Here is a 14,507-nt window from a genome sequence, read left to right on the forward strand (position 1 = left end):
GTGTAGCGTATTCACCCCGCCAATGCCGTGTGCAGCACAATATGGCAAAACGCCATAAAAACTGGCCAGCGATGCTGCCGAGGGTATACTTGATGCACCCCTAAGCCACGACAGCCGATGATGCTCCTACTCCTTGTCACGCTTGCGATCATTGTCCTGCTGACCGGTGCGGCGCTCTGGCGCGAGCACCGGCGCGCAAGGACCTTTCGCCGGTTGCTGGACCTGTCCCCCAACGGTCTGCTGATCCTGGACCGCCGCCAGCGGGTACGCTGGCACAATCCTGCCGCCGCACGCCTGCTCGACCCCGCTGAGAAAACCGACCCGACCGGCCAACCGATAACCCGCTGGCTACCGATGCTGGATACGCTGCCGGCGCCGATGCAGCGCATGGAGACACTGCTGCGCAGAGGCGACCAGCAAACTCAGCAGGACTTGACCCGGCTGCCCGATATCGGTCGCCAGCGGATACTGCTGCTGCACCCGACGGCAGAGCAGCAAGCCGGCAGCGAGGCCATGGAGCGCTTCAAGCGCAGCCAGTACTTCGCCCGCATCGGCACCTGGGATTGGGATATCGGTACCGATCGACTGTACTGGTCGGAAGCCATCTACGGCATGTTTGGCTATCAACCGGGCGAAGTGACGCCTTCCTACAGCCTGTTCTGCGACAGCGTGCACCCGGAGGACCGCGAGCGGGTCAAGGCCGGCGAACAGCGCTGTATCGACACCGGCGAAAACCACGACGAGGAGTACCGGGTCATCTGGCCGGATGGCAGCGTGCACTGGGTTCGGGAAACCGGCAACGTGGTCAAGAACGAACACGGGCAGCCGGTCAAGATGATGGGTGTCGTACGCGATATCACCGAAGAAAAGCGCTCGGTTCGGGAACTGGAACAGCGCGCCCACCAGGACCCGCTGACCGGCCTGCCCAACCGGCTGATGCTGGAGCAGCGACTGTTTGAAGCCCTGACCAGGGCCAGAGCCCGGCAAACGCGTCTGGCTCTGGTGTTTATCGACCTGAACCAGTTCAAGGCAATCAACGACCAGCTCGGCCACGCCAGTGGCGACGAGGTGTTACTGGCGGTTGCCCAGCGTCTGCGCAGCGCAGTGCGCAGCTCTGACATGGTCGCCAGACTGGGCGGGGACGAGTTTGTCGTCCTGCTCGAGGGGCTATCGCGCAGCAGCCGGGTAACTGACGAGGCCCACCAGATCAGCGAGAAACTGTTTGCCAGTCTCGCGCCGGTGATCACCCTGCAGGGCCGCGACTACCGTATTGGTGCCAGTCTGGGCGTTGCCCTGTTCCCCGATCATGCCGCCACCCTGGACAAGCTGATCCATGCCGCCGACCTGGCCATGTACAGCGCCAAGCGCAGCGGCAACAACCAGTACCGGCTGGGCGAGGATCTCAATACCCACGCCCACACCCTGACGCCCTGATACCAGATTCAGCGCCGAAGACGGCCAGCCAGCGTAATCACTCCCACCAGCAGGGCACCGGCGGCCACCCCGAAACCGGCATTGAGCAGGGTTGGCAGCAGACCATCCAGCACGGTGCCGATATAGGGCAGGTCCGCCGCCCGCTCGGCGCTGTCCTCGATCCAGTGATGCACTACCGACAGGCCGTGCGTCAGGATACCCCCGCCGACCATAAACATCGCAGCCGTCCCCACGACCGATAACGTTTTCATCAGCCAGGGTGCCATATCGAGGACGCCCTGCCCGAGTCGCTGCAGCAACGGACTGTCCTTGCGGGTCAGCGCCAGCCCGCCGTCATCCAGTTTGACAATACCGGCAACCAGCCCGTAGACGCCGATGGTCATCACCACGGCAATTCCCGCCAGCACAACCAACTGTTTGACGAAATCGGCGTCGGCTACCGTACCCAACGTGATGGCGATAATCTCGGCGGAGAGGATAAAGTCGGTGCGCACCGCGCCAGCAATCTTGGCTTTTTCCCGTTCAACCAGATCCACCTGCTCGTCCTGCAGCGTCTGCCGGTGCTCGGCCTCGGTGTCATGCAGAAACCGGTGTGCCAGCTTTTCTGCGCCCTCGTAACAGAGAAATGCCCCGCCCAGCATCAACAGCGGCGTGATAGCCCAGGGGGCAATGGCGCTGATCAGCAGCGCCGCCGGCACCAGAATCAGCTTATTGCGAAACGAGCCCCTGGCTACGGCCCACACCACCGGCAACTCCCGTTCGGCCCGCACACCGGCAACCTGCTGAGCGTTAAGCGCCAGATCGTCACCCAGCACGCCCGCCGTCTTCTTGGCGGCAACCTTGGTCATGACCGAGACGTCGTCCAGTACTGTTGCAATATCATCCAGTAACACAAGCAGACTGCTAGCCAATTCATCCTCCTGATCAATTTGATGCACAGCCCCGAGCACAGGCCTGAGGCGCGTAAAAAAAACGGCCTGACGCCGGAGTATTGGTTCAAGTCCGACGCATGTCGGCCGATTCAGTTATACCCTGCAAGCACGCTCATCTATCCGCGCCACCAAGAGGTTGTCATGTTCGGAGCACGTCTCAAAGCAGAGCTTCAACGAAGTCAGCAACTGCTCGCAACCCAGTCGCACATCCTCAATGCAATCCGCAAGAACATCGCCTGGATCGAATTCACCCCAGAGGGCGAGATTCTCGATGCCAACACTGCGTTCCTGAACGTTGTCGGCTATCAGCTTGAGGAAGTGCGTGGCCGCAGGCACAGCCTGTTCTGCGCACCGGAACTGGTCAACAGTAACGAATACCGCCGCTTCTGGCAGCGTCTGGCCAGCGGCGAGAGTTTCAGTGACCGTTTTGATCGCATAGCCAAAGACGGCAAACAGGTTTGGCTGGAGGCGAGCTACATCCCGGTCATTGGCGCTAACGGGCGGGTATCGAAGGTAGTGAAACTGGCCTTTGATATCACCCGGGAAGTACAGGCCGAACAGCAACACCAGAGTCTGCTGAATGCCATCAATCGGTCAATGGCGGTGATTGAATTCACCCGGGACGGCGAGATCGTCACCGCCAATGACAACTTCCTGCGCACCATGGGGTACCGCCTGGACGAGATCAAGGGCAAGCACCACCGGATGTTCTGCAGCCCCGAAGTCGCCAGCAGCAGACAGTACGAGCAGGCCTGGCAGCGCCTGAACCGGGGTGAGTTTCTCTCGGACATCTTCCAGCGCATAACCCGCAGCGGCCAGATCATCTGGTTGCGCGCCACCTACAACCCGCTCTACGACGCCAGCGGCAGGCTCTATGGCTTCGTCAAGTTCGCCAGTGACATCACCGCCCAGATCGAACGCCGCGATGCCGAATCCGCCGCGGCCAAACTCGCCTTCGAGATCGCCGCTGAAACCGATGGCAGTGCGCGCGACGGCGCGGCAACCGTGCAGGAAGCGATCGATGTAGTGCGCTCTATCGCTGGCGATCTGGACAATGTGTCCGAACAAATCAATGCGCTGAACAGTCAGTCCGAGCGCATCAACAGCATCGTTCAGGTCATTCGCGGCATCGCTGACCAGACCAACCTGCTGGCCCTCAACGCCGCCATCGAGGCCGCCCGCGCCGGCGAGCAGGGGCGCGGTTTCGCCGTGGTCGCCGACGAAGTGCGCAACCTCGCCGCGCGCACCGCCCAGGCCACCCTGGAGATCAACGAGGTGGTGCAGCAGAACATGGAGCTGGCCCATCGCGCGGTCGACGGCATGGCCGGCAGCCGCAGCAAGTCGGAACAGGGCGTGGTGCTGGCCAACCGGGCCGGCGAGGTGATGCTGGAGATCCGCGACGAGGCGCAGCGGGTGGTCGATGCCATCGGCCAGTTTGCAGAGGCGATCAAGCACTGAGCAGCGTTCCGCGGCCGCCGCCTTTGCCCTACACTGGCGGCCCAGCCACCGCATCCGGAGCCCGTATGAACGCCGCCAAACCCCTCGCCGGCCTCAAGGTCATCGAACTCGGCACCCTGATCGCCGGCCCTTTCGCCGCTCGCATCTGCGCCGAGTTCGGCGCCGAGGTCATCAAGGTCGAGTCACCCAATGGCGGCGATCCATTGCGCAAGTGGCGCAAGCTCTACGAGGGCACCTCACTGTGGTGGTTTGTGCAGGCCCGCAACAAGCAATCGCTGACCCTCAACCTGAAAGATCCCGACGCCATCGATGTGCTCAAACAGCTGCTCGGCGATGCCGACATCCTGATCGAGAACTTTCGCCCAGGCACGCTGGAAAAGCTCGGGCTGGGCTGGGATACCCTGCATGCACTCAACCCGGGGCTGGTGATGGTGCGGCTGTCCGGCTTTGGTCAGACCGGCCCGCAAAAGGACCAGCCCGGATTTGGCGCCGTTGGCGAATCCATGGGCGGGCTGCGCTATATCACCGGTTTCGAGGACCGTCCGCCGGTGCGTACCGGCATTTCCATCGGTGACTCCATCGCCGCGCTCTGGGGCGTGATTGGCGCGCTGATGGCGTTGCGGCACCGGGAGGTCAATCAAGGCAAGGGCCAGATTGTCGACGTCGCGCTCTACGAAGCCGTCTTCGCGATGATGGAAAGCATGGTGCCCGAATTCGATGTAATGGGCTTCGTGCGCGAGCGCACCGGCAACATCATGCCCGGCATCACCCCCTCCTCCATCCACACCTGCAGCGACGGCAAGGCAGTACAGATCGGCGCCAACGGCGATGCCATCTTCCAGCGTTTCATGCGCGCCATTGGCCGTGATGATCTGGCCGCCGACCCGACCCTGGCCGACAATGCCGGCCGTGACGCCAGACGCGACGAGCTGTACACGCTGATTGACCGCTGGGCCGCCAGCCTGCCACAGGAGCAGGTATTGCAGGTGCTGGAACAGGCCGAAGTCCCCGCCAGCAAGATCTATTCAGCCGCCGACATGTTCACCGACCCGCAGTACCTGGCCCGCGAAATGTTCCTCAACGCCACCCTGCCCGACGGCAAACCGTTCAAGATGCCTGGCATCGTGCCCAAACTGTCCGAAACACCCGGCAGCGCCGAATGGACCGGGCCGGCGCTGGGTGAGCATACCGATGCCATCCTTGGCACGCTCGGATACAGCGAACAGCAAATTGCCGAGCTGCGTGCGCGCGGCGCGATTTAGCGGGGCGTAATGAGCGGCGCGACGCACTTGCTGTACCGTCTGAGTGACCGGACGCAGAGCGTCCGGGTCGGCGCTACCACGCGAAGCGTGGGAGCGATCAACAACGGCGGAGTGTGCACAGAATCCAGTCCCGTTTACGCGGGCGAGTAGCGCAGGGCTGACGGGAAAAAGAGCGGCAGCATGTCTGAGGAGCAACGCGACGAGTTCTGCCGCTCCCCGCCAGGCCGAGCAACGCAGCGAACCCGAAGGGCCGCGTAGTCGGGTGCCCGGGGGGATCGCCAAGGGGGGCCGGGCAAGCGGCCCCCCTTGGCTCGCCGTGAAGGCGAAAGGCTGACTCAATATCAGCGCATTAAGCGATCAAGAGACGCCAAAAGGGTCAGCGCGCAAGCGCTGGGGAACTGCCAACCATAAAGGCCCCATCTCTAATCAAAATCCTGCTTCTCCATCCACGGAATAATCCGCTCGAATGCCTGCTCGATCCGCTCCAGCGAGGTGGAATAGCTCAGCCGCAAGGCATTGCTGCAGCTGTTTCCGAAGGTCTCGCCGGGAATGGTGCAGACCCCGGTTTCCTTCAGCAACCGCAACGCCACGTTGGTGCCGTTGACCCCTTCCGGCAGCGACGGAAACAGATAAAACGCGCCCTCGGGCTTGTAGCCGGTCAGGTGCGGCGTCTGTTCCACCAGCTCGACCAGCCGGTCGCGACGGCGGGTGTACTCGCTGAGCATCTGCTCGATGAAGGCACCGCCGCTGCGCAGCGCAGCCACCCCGGCCCACTGGAACGGGGTATTGGCGACCGTGGTGGTGAACATGTGATAGCGCCGCAACTTCTTGATTGCCGCCTGGCTGCCGATCAGCCAGCCGATGCGCATACCGGCCATGCTGTAGGTCTTGGAAAAACTGCTGACTACCATCACGTGATCCAGATCGCTGCAGCACGACAGCACCGACGGGTATTCTCGCCCGTCATAGATCAGGTGGTCGTACACCTCATCGCTGATGACATGGATACCACGGTAGGCCGCCTCTTCCAGAATCGCCTCCAGCGTCTCGCGCGGATACAGCGTGCCGGTCGGGTTACTCGGCGAGTTGAGAATGATCGCGTAGGTATGCGGCTCAATGGCATCGATCACCTCCTGCGGATCAAGCTGGTGATGATTCTCGGCACGCGTTGATATCTCGGTCACCTCGCCGCCGTTCATGCGAATCAGCGGTGCATAGAGCATGAACGCCGGATCCGGCACGATAAAGTGACGGCCTGGGGCTGCAACCGCTGTCAGCGCCAGATAGAGCGCCTCGGTCGCGCCGGTGGTGACCATGATGTTGTCCGGCGTCAACGGCCGCTGGTAGCGCTCGCTGTAGTACTCCGCCAGCGATTCCAGCAGCTCCGGCAGGCCGGCGTCCATGGTGTAGCCGGTCTGCCCGGCGCGCAGCGCCTCGACCGACGCTTCAACCACCACATCCGGCGCCGGCAGATCCGGCTGACCGATGGACAGATGGATCACATCCTCCATGTTGGCGGCCAGATTGACCATCTTGCGAATCCCCGGAATGGGAATGGTCAGCAGCGCCGGATTCCAGATCGGGTCTTCGGATTCATACAGATCAATATCGGAGTTTCCCAGCGGCATGGCATTACTCCTTGACGGTGGTAAAGAGCGCCGGACGGCGGTCGGTCAACGGAGCGGCCTGCTGATACGCATACCCCGCGCGAAGCACCAGAGCATCATTGAAGCGCGCGCCCACCAGTTGCAGGCCAATCGGCAGCCCCTGGCTGTCAAAGCCGCAGGGCACAGAGATGGCCGGCTGGCCGGTCATGTTGAACGGATAGGTAAAGGGGGTCCAGGTCGGCCAGCGGGTGCTTGGCCAGTCCTCCGGCACCTCGCGCCCGGTCTTGAAGGCGGTCAGTGGCAGGGTCGGGGTGAGCAACAGGTCGTACTTCTGATGGAAGGTCGCCATGCGCTCGCGCAGCGCCATCGACTCGTTCACCGCCCCCATGTAGTCCAGCATGCTCAGGCGCGCGGCCTTTTCCGATACCTTGACCAGTTCCGGATCCATCACCGCCCGTTTCTTCGGCCCCAGGTCGCGAATGGCATTGGCCGCTCCGCCGTAAAACAGATGACCAAAGGCAGCCAGCGGATCACTGAAACCGGGGTCAACCCGCACTACCTCGGCCCCCAGCTCGGCCAGCACGCGGGCCGCCTCGGCCACGGCTGCTTCCACCTCGGGATCAACATCCACATAGCCCAGGTTGGGGCTGTAGGCGATCTTCAGACCCTTTACCCCGCTGCGCAACTCAGCCAGATAGTCGATATTGCGGCGCGGCACAGCGTGGGTATCGCGGTAATCGGGCTCGGCCAGCACATTCATCATCAGCGCACAGTCTTCAACCGTCCAGGTCATCGGCCCGGCATGGGCCAGGGTGCCAAAAGGGCTGGAGGGCCAGTGCGGTACTTCACCAAAGGAGGGTTTGAGACCGACAATGCCGCAGAAGGAGGCAGGAATCCGAATCGAGCCGCCGGCGTCGGTCCCCAGCGCCAACGGCGCCATGCCCAGGGCAACCGCCACCCCGCTGCCGCCGCTGGAGCCGCCGGCGGTTTTGTCCGGATTCCAGGGGTTGTTGGTGACCCCGTCAACCGGGTTGTCGGTCACCCCTTTCCAGCCGAGCTCCGGCGTTGTGGTCTTGCCGATCGGCACATAGTTGTGGCGCGCCAGCGCCGCGGTACAGGCGCCAGTCTTGCCGAGAGTGCTTTGCGGGTCGACCGTGTGCGAGCCTTTCAGGGTCGGCCACATCGGCGTCAGGAAAACATCCTTGACCGCCACCGGTACGCCGTCCAGCAGCCCGCTGGGGCACCCATCGACATAGCGCTGCTCCGCTGCACGTGCCAGTGCCACACTGGTCTCCCGGTCTACCAGACAGAAGCCGTTGGTTTGCCCATCAACACGCTCAATCTGATCAAGCAGACAATTGGCCACCTCGACCGGTGACAGCTGTCGATCAACAAAATGCGCACGCAGCTGGGTTGCCGTCATTGCCAGAATGTCGTTGGACATATTCGCCTCCTCAGTGCCAGAGAGCCCGGACTTCGCCTTATTGCCGGGCGCTATTTCCCCCTGTTCACGATATTGAGCAGGGGCTCATCGGCCAGCCAGCGCTGCAGGTTGGCCATGAACTGCTCGCCCAGCGCACGGCGCCAGCCGATAAAGTCGCCCGCCATGTGCGCAGACAGCATCACATTGGGCAGATCCCACAACGGATGGCCTTCCGGCAGCGGCTCGGGGTCCACGACATCCAGCACGGCGCCCCCCAACTGGCCGGCTTGCAGGGCCGCGACCAGATCGTCGGTCACCACGATGGCACCGCGGCCGACGTTGACCAGCAGCGCATTGGAGCGCATGCGCGCCAACCGGTCGCGGTTGATCAAGCCTCGCGTGGCGTCGGTCAGCGGTGCGGTAATCACCACAATGTCAGCCTCGGGCAACGCGCCATCCAGTTGTTCACTGGCCAGTACGCGGCTGAAGTGTTCGGCGCTGCGGGCGGTCCGTGCGATGCCGATCACCTCGATATCCAGCGCCGACAGCAGCCGCGCCACCTCGCTGCCGATGGACCCGGCGCCGATCACCAGCGCCCGCTGCCGGGCCACCAGCGCGGTCTCGCGATGCTGCCAGCGCTGCTGGCGTTGCAGCGCCAGATTGCCGAGGCTGTCCTTGGCGTGCATCAGCACCGCACCCAGCACGTACTCGGCAATGCCCAGATCAAACACACCGCGCGCGTTGGTCAGCAGCACATCGCTGTCCCGCAGCGCCGGGAACATCAACGCATCAACGCCGGCACTGGTGGCGTGGACCCAGCGAATGCGGTGCTCGTCCGGCCAGCAGCGCTCAAGCAGGTCGGTGCGAAAATCCGTCACCACCAGCACATCGGTCTGCGGCAAATGCCTGCGCAGATCAGACTCGCTGCTGACCGTGCGCAGCTCTACCGTGGTCGGCAGATCATCCAGCCCCGGCAGCGGCGCTTCGCCGGGCGCAACCAGCACCAGCACGCGGGTCATGCCGCCACCTGCTCTGCTGCCCGGGTGAAGCGGGCTACCGCCTCATCTACTTCGGCACTGCTGACCGTCAGCGGCGGCAGCCAGCGAACGATCTGCCCCTCGGTGCCGCAGCGCAGCAGCAACAGCCCCTGCGCTTCCGCCGCGCTGGTCAGCCGAGCGGCCAGATCACCGCGCGGGGTGCGGAAGTCATCGGCGATTTCCATCCCCAGCATCAGCCCCTTGCCGCGCAGGGTGTCGATCATCGGGAAGCGTTCTTTCAGCCCGTGCAGGCGCTCATTCAGCAGCTCGCCCTGGCGGGCGGCGTTCTCGACCAGCTGCTCACTGTCGATCACCTCCAGCGTCGCCAGCGCCGCCGCACAGGCCACCGCGTTGGCGCCATAGGTGCCGCCCTGTGAACCGGCCAGGCCCTTGCTCATCAGGGCTTCGGAAGCGGCAATGGCCGACAGCGGGAAGCCGCTGGCCAGACCCTTGGCGGTGATCACGATATCCGGGGTGACGTCAAAGTGACTGTGGCTCCAGAACCGTCCGGTGCGCCCATAGCCGGCCTGAATCTCGTCGCAGATCAGCAAAATGCCGTGCTGCCGGCAGCGTTCGGCCAGCCCCTGCATGAACGCCTTGTTGGCCGGGTAGTAACCAAATTCGCCCTGCACCGGCTCGATCAGCATGGCGGCGGTGTCGCTGGGCGCAGTGCGGGTTTTCAGAATGTGGTCCAGCTCGCGCAGGGCAAACGCGGTAGCCTCTTCCTCGGTCCAGCCATAGCGATAGGCATGCGGGAAGGGCGACACCTCGACCCCGGCCATCATCGGATGAAAACCGGTACGCACCTTGGTGCCAGAAGTGGTCAGCGAGGCGGCGGCCATGGTGCGACCGTGAAAGCCGCCGTCAAACACGATGATATTGGCCCGTCCGGTGGCCTGCCGCGCCAGGCGCAGGGCCGCCTCGACCGACTCGGAGCCGGAGTTGCTGAACGCCACCGAGTCGATGCCCTCAGGCATGCGCTCGGCCAGCGCATCGGTCAGTTCCAGCATCGGCCGATGCGCCACCGTGGTGTACTGGGCGTGAATCACGCGGCCGACCTGCGCCTGCGCCGCCGCCACCACGGTCGGATGACAATGGCCGGTGCTGGTCACACCAATGCCGGAGGTAAAGTCCAGATAGCGGCGGCCGTCGGTATCAACCAGCCAGCTGCCTTCGCCGTGATCGACACAGACCTGGCTGGCCTGCTTGAGTAGCGGTGACAAATGGTGCATAGCCATCTCTCCTGTCCTTTCGGCGGGCCGGAGCCAGTATCTGATCGGCCAGCGACACGCAGAGCGTGTCCTGACACGCGAGCGGGATCAGTGCAGCGCGGCAATCACGCCAGCAGTCACATCCCGACAGGTCCGCTGTTGGCCTGCAGTGGTCGCCAGATCCTTGGCAACCGCCAGACGCAGCCGTTCAGCAGCCTGTGCGCAGCCCACCCAATCCAGCATCAGTGCTGTGGTGAGCAGCATGGCAGCAGGGTTTGCGAGCCCCTGGCCGACGATATCCGGCGCGCTGCCATGTGTGGGTTCGAACAGCGCGGGCATCGCCCGGCTGTCCGGATTGATATTGCACGACGGCGCCAGCCCCAGTCCGCCCGAAAGCACGGCGGCCAGATCCGTCAGAATGTCTCCATGCAAGTTGCTCGCCACGACCACGTCGAAGGTCCACGGGCACTGCACGAACTTCATGCAGGCGGCGTCGACCAGTTCGTGATGAACGCCTATCTCGGGGAACTCGGCGGCAACCTCGGCAAACACCTCGGTGTACAGATCGCCCCAAAACGGCTGGGCGTTGCGCTTGGTGATCAGGCACACCTGCGCCGCCGCCCGTCCCCTATTCGCGCAATGGAAGTCGCGACTGCCCTGCCCCCGTGCAGCCAACCGCTCACGGGCACGGGCAAAGGCATGGCGAATCAGCCGCTCTGTGGCCCGGCGGGTAAACACTTCCAGTTGCGTCGCCACCTCATCGGCGCTGCCGCGGTGCAGCCTGCCGCCCTGATTGACGTACTCGCCTTCACTGTTCTCGCGAATCACCAGCATGTCCACCTCGGCCGCGCGGGGATCAGCCAGATACTGCGGTGCGCCAGGCAACAAGCGCGCCGGCCGCTCGCAGGCCCACAGGTCCAGCCCCTTGCGAAACTGCAGCAGCGGTGCCAGCGAGACGCTGTCGGGCAGGCAGTAGCGTTCGGCATCAGTCAGCGGCCCCGGATCGCCCAATGCGCCCATCAGCAGCGCGTCATAGGCTTGCACCCGGGTCAGGGCATCGGCGGGCATCATCTCGCCGTGCTGGCGGTGCCAATCGGTCGACGGCCAGTCCAGCCAGTCCCAGGTCAGACCGAGCGGGGTCTGGCGATCAAGCGCGGCAAGCACCTCGGCCGCGGCCGCCATTACCTCCGGGCCGATACCATCGCCGGGCATCAGGGCGATGCGCCTTGGCTCGGTCATCTGTCAGGCCCCGCCCATGCACAGGTATTTGATCTCGGTGTACTCATCCAGCCCGTGCCGCGAGCCCTCACGGCCCAGCCCGCTGGCCTTGACGCCACCAAAGGGTGCCGCCGCGTTGGACACCGCGCCTTCGTTGATGCCGATAATGCCGGCCTCCAGCGCATCGGCAACACGCCAGACGCGGTGGATGTTGGTGCTGTAGAAATAGGCAGCCAGCCCGTAGGGCGTATCGTTGGCCAGTGCGATGGCCTGCTCCTCGGTGTCGAAACGCATCACCGCGGCCAGCGGGCCGAAGGTTTCATCGGCGCAGACCTGCATGTCCGGGGTCACACCGGTCACCAGCACGGGCTCAACGTAGTTGCCTTTGGCCTCGCCGGGTGAGGCGCCGGCAACATGCTCAGCACCTTTGGCCAATGCATCGTCAAAGTGTTCCTGTACCTTTTTCACCGCGGCCCGATTGATCAGCGCGGACTGGGTCACGCCTTCTTCAAATCCGTCACCCAGCTTGAGCTTGCCCATCGCCTCGGCGAGTTTCTCGACAAACTGGTCATGAATGCCGCTCTGGACCAGAAAACGGTTGGCGCAGACGCAGGTCTGCCCGGTGTTGCGGAACTTGCAGACCATTGCCCCCTCGACCGCACGATCCAGATCGGCATCGTCAAACACGATAAAGGGCGCATTGCCGCCCAACTCCAGCGACACTTTCTGCACGTGCTCGGCGCACTGCGCCATCAGCTGACTACCGACACTGGTCGAGCCGGTAAAACTCAGCTTGCGCACCGTCTCGCTGCCGGTCAGCACCTCACTGATCATCGACGCCTTGCCGGTCACTACGTTAAACACACCCGCCGGAATGCCCGCTTCCTCCGCCAACACACCGAGCGCCAACGCGGTGAACGGCGTGGCACTGGCCGGTTTGACGATCATCGGGCAGCCCGCTGCCAGCGCGGCACCGGCCTTACGGGTAATCATTGCCGCCGGGAAGTTCCAGGGCGTGATGGCTGCAGTCACCCCAATCGGCTGACGGGTCACCACAATATGCTGCCCGGGCTTGGCACCGGGAATGGTCTCGCCGTAAACACGGCGTGCTTCCTCGGCAAACCAGCGAATGAAGGACGCCGCGTAGTCCACCTCACCACGGGATTCCACCAGCGGCTTGCCCTGCTCCAGCGTCATCAGGCTGGCAATGTCCTCGCGGTGCCTGAGCATCAGGTCGTACCAGCGCATCAACAGGTCAGCACGTTCCAGCGCGGTGGTCTTTCGCCACTCGGCAAAGGCCTGGTCGGCCTGGGCGATACACTCGGTGAGCTGCGCCTCGCTCAGGCTGGGCACGCTGCCGATGATCTCGCCGCTGGCGGGATTATCCACCTCGATCGTCGCACCATCACTGGCAGCAACCCATTGGCCGCCCACCAGACATTGCTGGCGAAACAGGCGGGATTCGGTGAGACGGGACAGAGCAGACATGTGGCCTCCTGTAGGGATTCCGCAAAATATGAAGCCAAGCGCAGAGACGCTTGGCTGACTGAGTAAAACCGATACGCAGCAGGCTGCGCAGAAGCACCGGCAAAGCCATATCGAAGACTTCCCGGCAGGAACGTGTTTCCTCACAGGGTAGGTAGGATCGAGGCGAGAAGCAAACTTCCGGCAGTTGAGGAACCGTGACTACGCCGGGCAGTCTAGAGTGAGTTGCAGGGTGTCTTTTCCGCGCTCTGCCTGACCCCCAACCCGAGGAGGCAACACATGCAACGGATACTCCCCACGCTAGCCGGCTTGCTGCTCGCCAGTGCCGCCACTGTGACCATGGCCGAGACCGCCGCGCCGGAGGATGCCAGCGTCTACTTCATATCACCAACTGACGGCGCCACCGTCAGCTCACCGGTCACAGTGCAGTTCGGGCTCAGTGGCATGGGCGTTGCCCCTGCTGGCGTCGAGCGCGCCGCAACCGGCCACCACCATCTGCTGATCGATACCGATCAACTGCCTCCGGCCGGTCAGCCGATTCCAGCCGACGATCATCATCGTCACTTCGGCGGCGGCCAAACCCAGACCAGCCTCGAGCTGCCCCCGGGCAAGCACACCCTGCAACTGGTGGTCGGTGACCACAATCACGTCCCCCTGTCACCCTCGGTCGCCTCCGAGCGCATCACCATCACCGTCGAGTAACCGTCCCACCCACCCGCCCTGACTGCCAACTCGGCGAGGGCGGGCACAGCAGCGGAACTGCAGCGCCCGTTCGCGGACCCACCTTTCAGATACCCATTGCAAGGCATTCGCTCCTTGCTTCGAGGGACGACTCTGGGCTAAGCCGCCAGAATAACGCCACGATGGCGTCCAGGCGGCTTCCCACAGCTGATCGGAGAAATACCCCGATTCAGGTACTTGCCATAAAAGCAGATGGCGATATGCTTCTAATCAGCCAGCCATGCACTGGCGACCCGTTCGGACAAGCTGCCCCGATCTACCACTGTTGCGGTAGGCCGAGTCGCCGCGAGGCCGTTGCCGTATCTTTTTTCGGTTTGACCGACCAGCTTTTGCGTCTGCCACAAAGGCGCATTCAGGGAGAGAGAAATGATCAAGAAAGCCTTGGCACTGTTTGCCGTTCTGTTTTTGTTCAGTGGTCACGCGGCCGCTGGCTTTGACGGCTACGTAGAGGTAACCAACAACACCGGCTATGACATCTACTACCTGTATGTCAGCCATGCCAAGTCCGACTCATGGGAAGAGGATGTGCTGGATGACGACATTCTGCCCAATGGGCATACCGTGCGCGTCAATCTGCGTAACGCCAAATCATCGATCTTTGACATCCGTGCCAAGGATGAAGACGGCGACACCTATACCATCTGGGATCTGGACGTCGCCCGTCACGACGTCGTATTCACTCTGGATGATATGGACTGA

12 protein-coding genes are annotated in these 14,507 nt (G+C 63.3%); 5 read left to right on the forward strand and 7 right to left on the reverse strand.

What is annotated here, in order from left to right; translation table 11 throughout:
* Positions 1-117 precede the first annotated feature (117 nt).
* Entirely contained in the window at positions 118-1,434 is a 1,317-nt protein-coding gene (locus tag ACZ5WQ_RS09960) for a diguanylate cyclase domain-containing protein (RefSeq protein ID WP_228245104.1), read from the forward strand.
* Positions 1,435-1,442: 8 nt separating this feature from the next.
* Here ACZ5WQ_RS09960 and ACZ5WQ_RS09965 read toward each other — a convergent pair whose 3' ends face one another.
* Positions 1,443-2,345 (reverse strand): DUF808 domain-containing protein, encoded by a 903-nt coding sequence (locus ACZ5WQ_RS09965; RefSeq protein WP_228245103.1) that lies wholly within the window; start codon positions 2,343-2,345, stop codon positions 1,443-1,445.
* Positions 2,346-2,507: 162 nt separating this feature from the next.
* Here ACZ5WQ_RS09965 and ACZ5WQ_RS09970 point away from each other — a divergent pair, with 162 nt between their 5' ends.
* Positions 2,508-3,824 carry a methyl-accepting chemotaxis protein gene (locus tag ACZ5WQ_RS09970; protein WP_323133548.1) on the forward strand — a complete coding sequence of 439 codons (1,317 nt, stop codon included), beginning with the start codon at positions 2,508-2,510 and terminating at the stop codon, positions 3,822-3,824.
* A 65-nt stretch (positions 3,825-3,889) separates the two neighbouring features.
* The gene (locus tag ACZ5WQ_RS09975; RefSeq protein WP_464382255.1) at positions 3,890-5,086 is read left to right on the forward strand and encodes a CaiB/BaiF CoA transferase family protein; all 1,197 of its coding nucleotides are present in this window, start codon (positions 3,890-3,892) and stop codon (positions 5,084-5,086) included.
* A gap of 422 nt (positions 5,087-5,508) precedes the next feature.
* Here the strand turns inward: ACZ5WQ_RS09975 and ACZ5WQ_RS09980 are convergent, their stop codons facing one another.
* The 6 genes from ACZ5WQ_RS09980 to ACZ5WQ_RS10005 all read right to left on the reverse strand — a co-directional run bounded on the left by ACZ5WQ_RS09980 (position 5,509) and on the right by ACZ5WQ_RS10005 (position 13,070).
* Complete coding sequence (locus ACZ5WQ_RS09980) at positions 5,509-6,714, reverse strand: pyridoxal phosphate-dependent aminotransferase (RefSeq protein ID WP_228245101.1); 1,206 nt, start codon at positions 6,712-6,714, stop codon at positions 5,509-5,511.
* Between the two features lie 4 nt (positions 6,715-6,718).
* Positions 6,719-8,137: an amidase gene (locus ACZ5WQ_RS09985; protein ID WP_228245100.1), complete on the reverse strand. Its 1,419-nt coding sequence runs from the start codon at positions 8,135-8,137 to the stop codon at positions 6,719-6,721.
* A 50-nt stretch (positions 8,138-8,187) separates the two neighbouring features.
* On the reverse strand, positions 8,188-9,135 hold the full coding sequence (locus tag ACZ5WQ_RS09990; RefSeq protein WP_228245099.1) for a D-2-hydroxyacid dehydrogenase: 948 nt from the start codon (positions 9,133-9,135) through the stop codon (positions 8,188-8,190).
* Positions 9,132-10,385, reverse strand: a complete 1,254-nt coding sequence (locus tag ACZ5WQ_RS09995; protein ID WP_228245098.1) for an aspartate aminotransferase family protein — start codon at positions 10,383-10,385, stop codon at positions 9,132-9,134. Before ACZ5WQ_RS09995 ends, ACZ5WQ_RS09990 begins: the two co-directional genes overlap by 4 nt.
* A gap of 87 nt (positions 10,386-10,472) precedes the next feature.
* Complete coding sequence (locus ACZ5WQ_RS10000; protein WP_228245097.1) at positions 10,473-11,603, reverse strand: isocitrate/isopropylmalate dehydrogenase family protein; 1,131 nt, start codon at positions 11,601-11,603, stop codon at positions 10,473-10,475.
* Between the two features lie 3 nt (positions 11,604-11,606).
* Positions 11,607-13,070 (reverse strand): NAD-dependent succinate-semialdehyde dehydrogenase, encoded by a 1,464-nt coding sequence (locus ACZ5WQ_RS10005; RefSeq protein ID WP_228245096.1) that lies wholly within the window; start codon positions 13,068-13,070, stop codon positions 11,607-11,609.
* Positions 13,071-13,346: 276 nt separating this feature from the next.
* Between ACZ5WQ_RS10005 and ACZ5WQ_RS10010 the strand changes: the two genes are divergently transcribed.
* Both ACZ5WQ_RS10010 and ACZ5WQ_RS10015 read left to right on the forward strand, forming a co-directional pair.
* Positions 13,347-13,769, forward strand: coding sequence for a DUF4399 domain-containing protein (locus tag ACZ5WQ_RS10010; protein ID WP_228245095.1), 423 nt, complete (start codon positions 13,347-13,349; stop codon positions 13,767-13,769).
* 405 nt (positions 13,770-14,174) lie between these two features.
* Positions 14,175-14,507: a hypothetical protein gene (locus ACZ5WQ_RS10015; RefSeq protein WP_088273305.1), complete on the forward strand. Its 333-nt coding sequence runs from the start codon at positions 14,175-14,177 to the stop codon at positions 14,505-14,507.

Source organism: Halopseudomonas sp. T1L2, from assembly GCF_055397385.1.

Excerpts from the sequence above, each read along its gene's own strand:
- ACZ5WQ_RS09980 (WP_228245101.1), bottom strand. The coding sequence starts at position 6,714 with ATGCCGCTGGGAAACTCCGATATTGATCTGTATGAATCCGAAGACCCG.
- ACZ5WQ_RS10015 (WP_088273305.1), top strand. The coding sequence starts at position 14,175 with ATGATCAAGAAAGCCTTGGCACTGTTTGCCGTTCTGTTTTTGTTCAGT.
- ACZ5WQ_RS09990 (WP_228245099.1), bottom strand. The coding sequence starts at position 9,135 with ATGACCCGCGTGCTGGTGCTGGTTGCGCCCGGCGAAGCGCCGCTGCCG.
- ACZ5WQ_RS09985 (WP_228245100.1), bottom strand. The coding sequence starts at position 8,137 with ATGTCCAACGACATTCTGGCAATGACGGCAACCCAGCTGCGTGCGCAT.
- ACZ5WQ_RS09975 (WP_464382255.1), top strand. The coding sequence starts at position 3,890 with ATGAACGCCGCCAAACCCCTCGCCGGCCTCAAGGTCATCGAACTCGGC.
- ACZ5WQ_RS09960 (WP_228245104.1), top strand. The coding sequence starts at position 118 with ATGATGCTCCTACTCCTTGTCACGCTTGCGATCATTGTCCTGCTGACC.
- ACZ5WQ_RS09995 (WP_228245098.1), bottom strand. The coding sequence starts at position 10,385 with ATGCACCATTTGTCACCGCTACTCAAGCAGGCCAGCCAGGTCTGTGTC.
- ACZ5WQ_RS09970 (WP_323133548.1), top strand. The coding sequence starts at position 2,508 with ATGTTCGGAGCACGTCTCAAAGCAGAGCTTCAACGAAGTCAGCAACTG.
- ACZ5WQ_RS10005 (WP_228245096.1), bottom strand. The coding sequence starts at position 13,070 with ATGTCTGCTCTGTCCCGTCTCACCGAATCCCGCCTGTTTCGCCAGCAA.
- ACZ5WQ_RS10000 (WP_228245097.1), bottom strand. The coding sequence starts at position 11,603 with ATGACCGAGCCAAGGCGCATCGCCCTGATGCCCGGCGATGGTATCGGC.
- ACZ5WQ_RS10010 (WP_228245095.1), top strand. The coding sequence starts at position 13,347 with ATGCAACGGATACTCCCCACGCTAGCCGGCTTGCTGCTCGCCAGTGCC.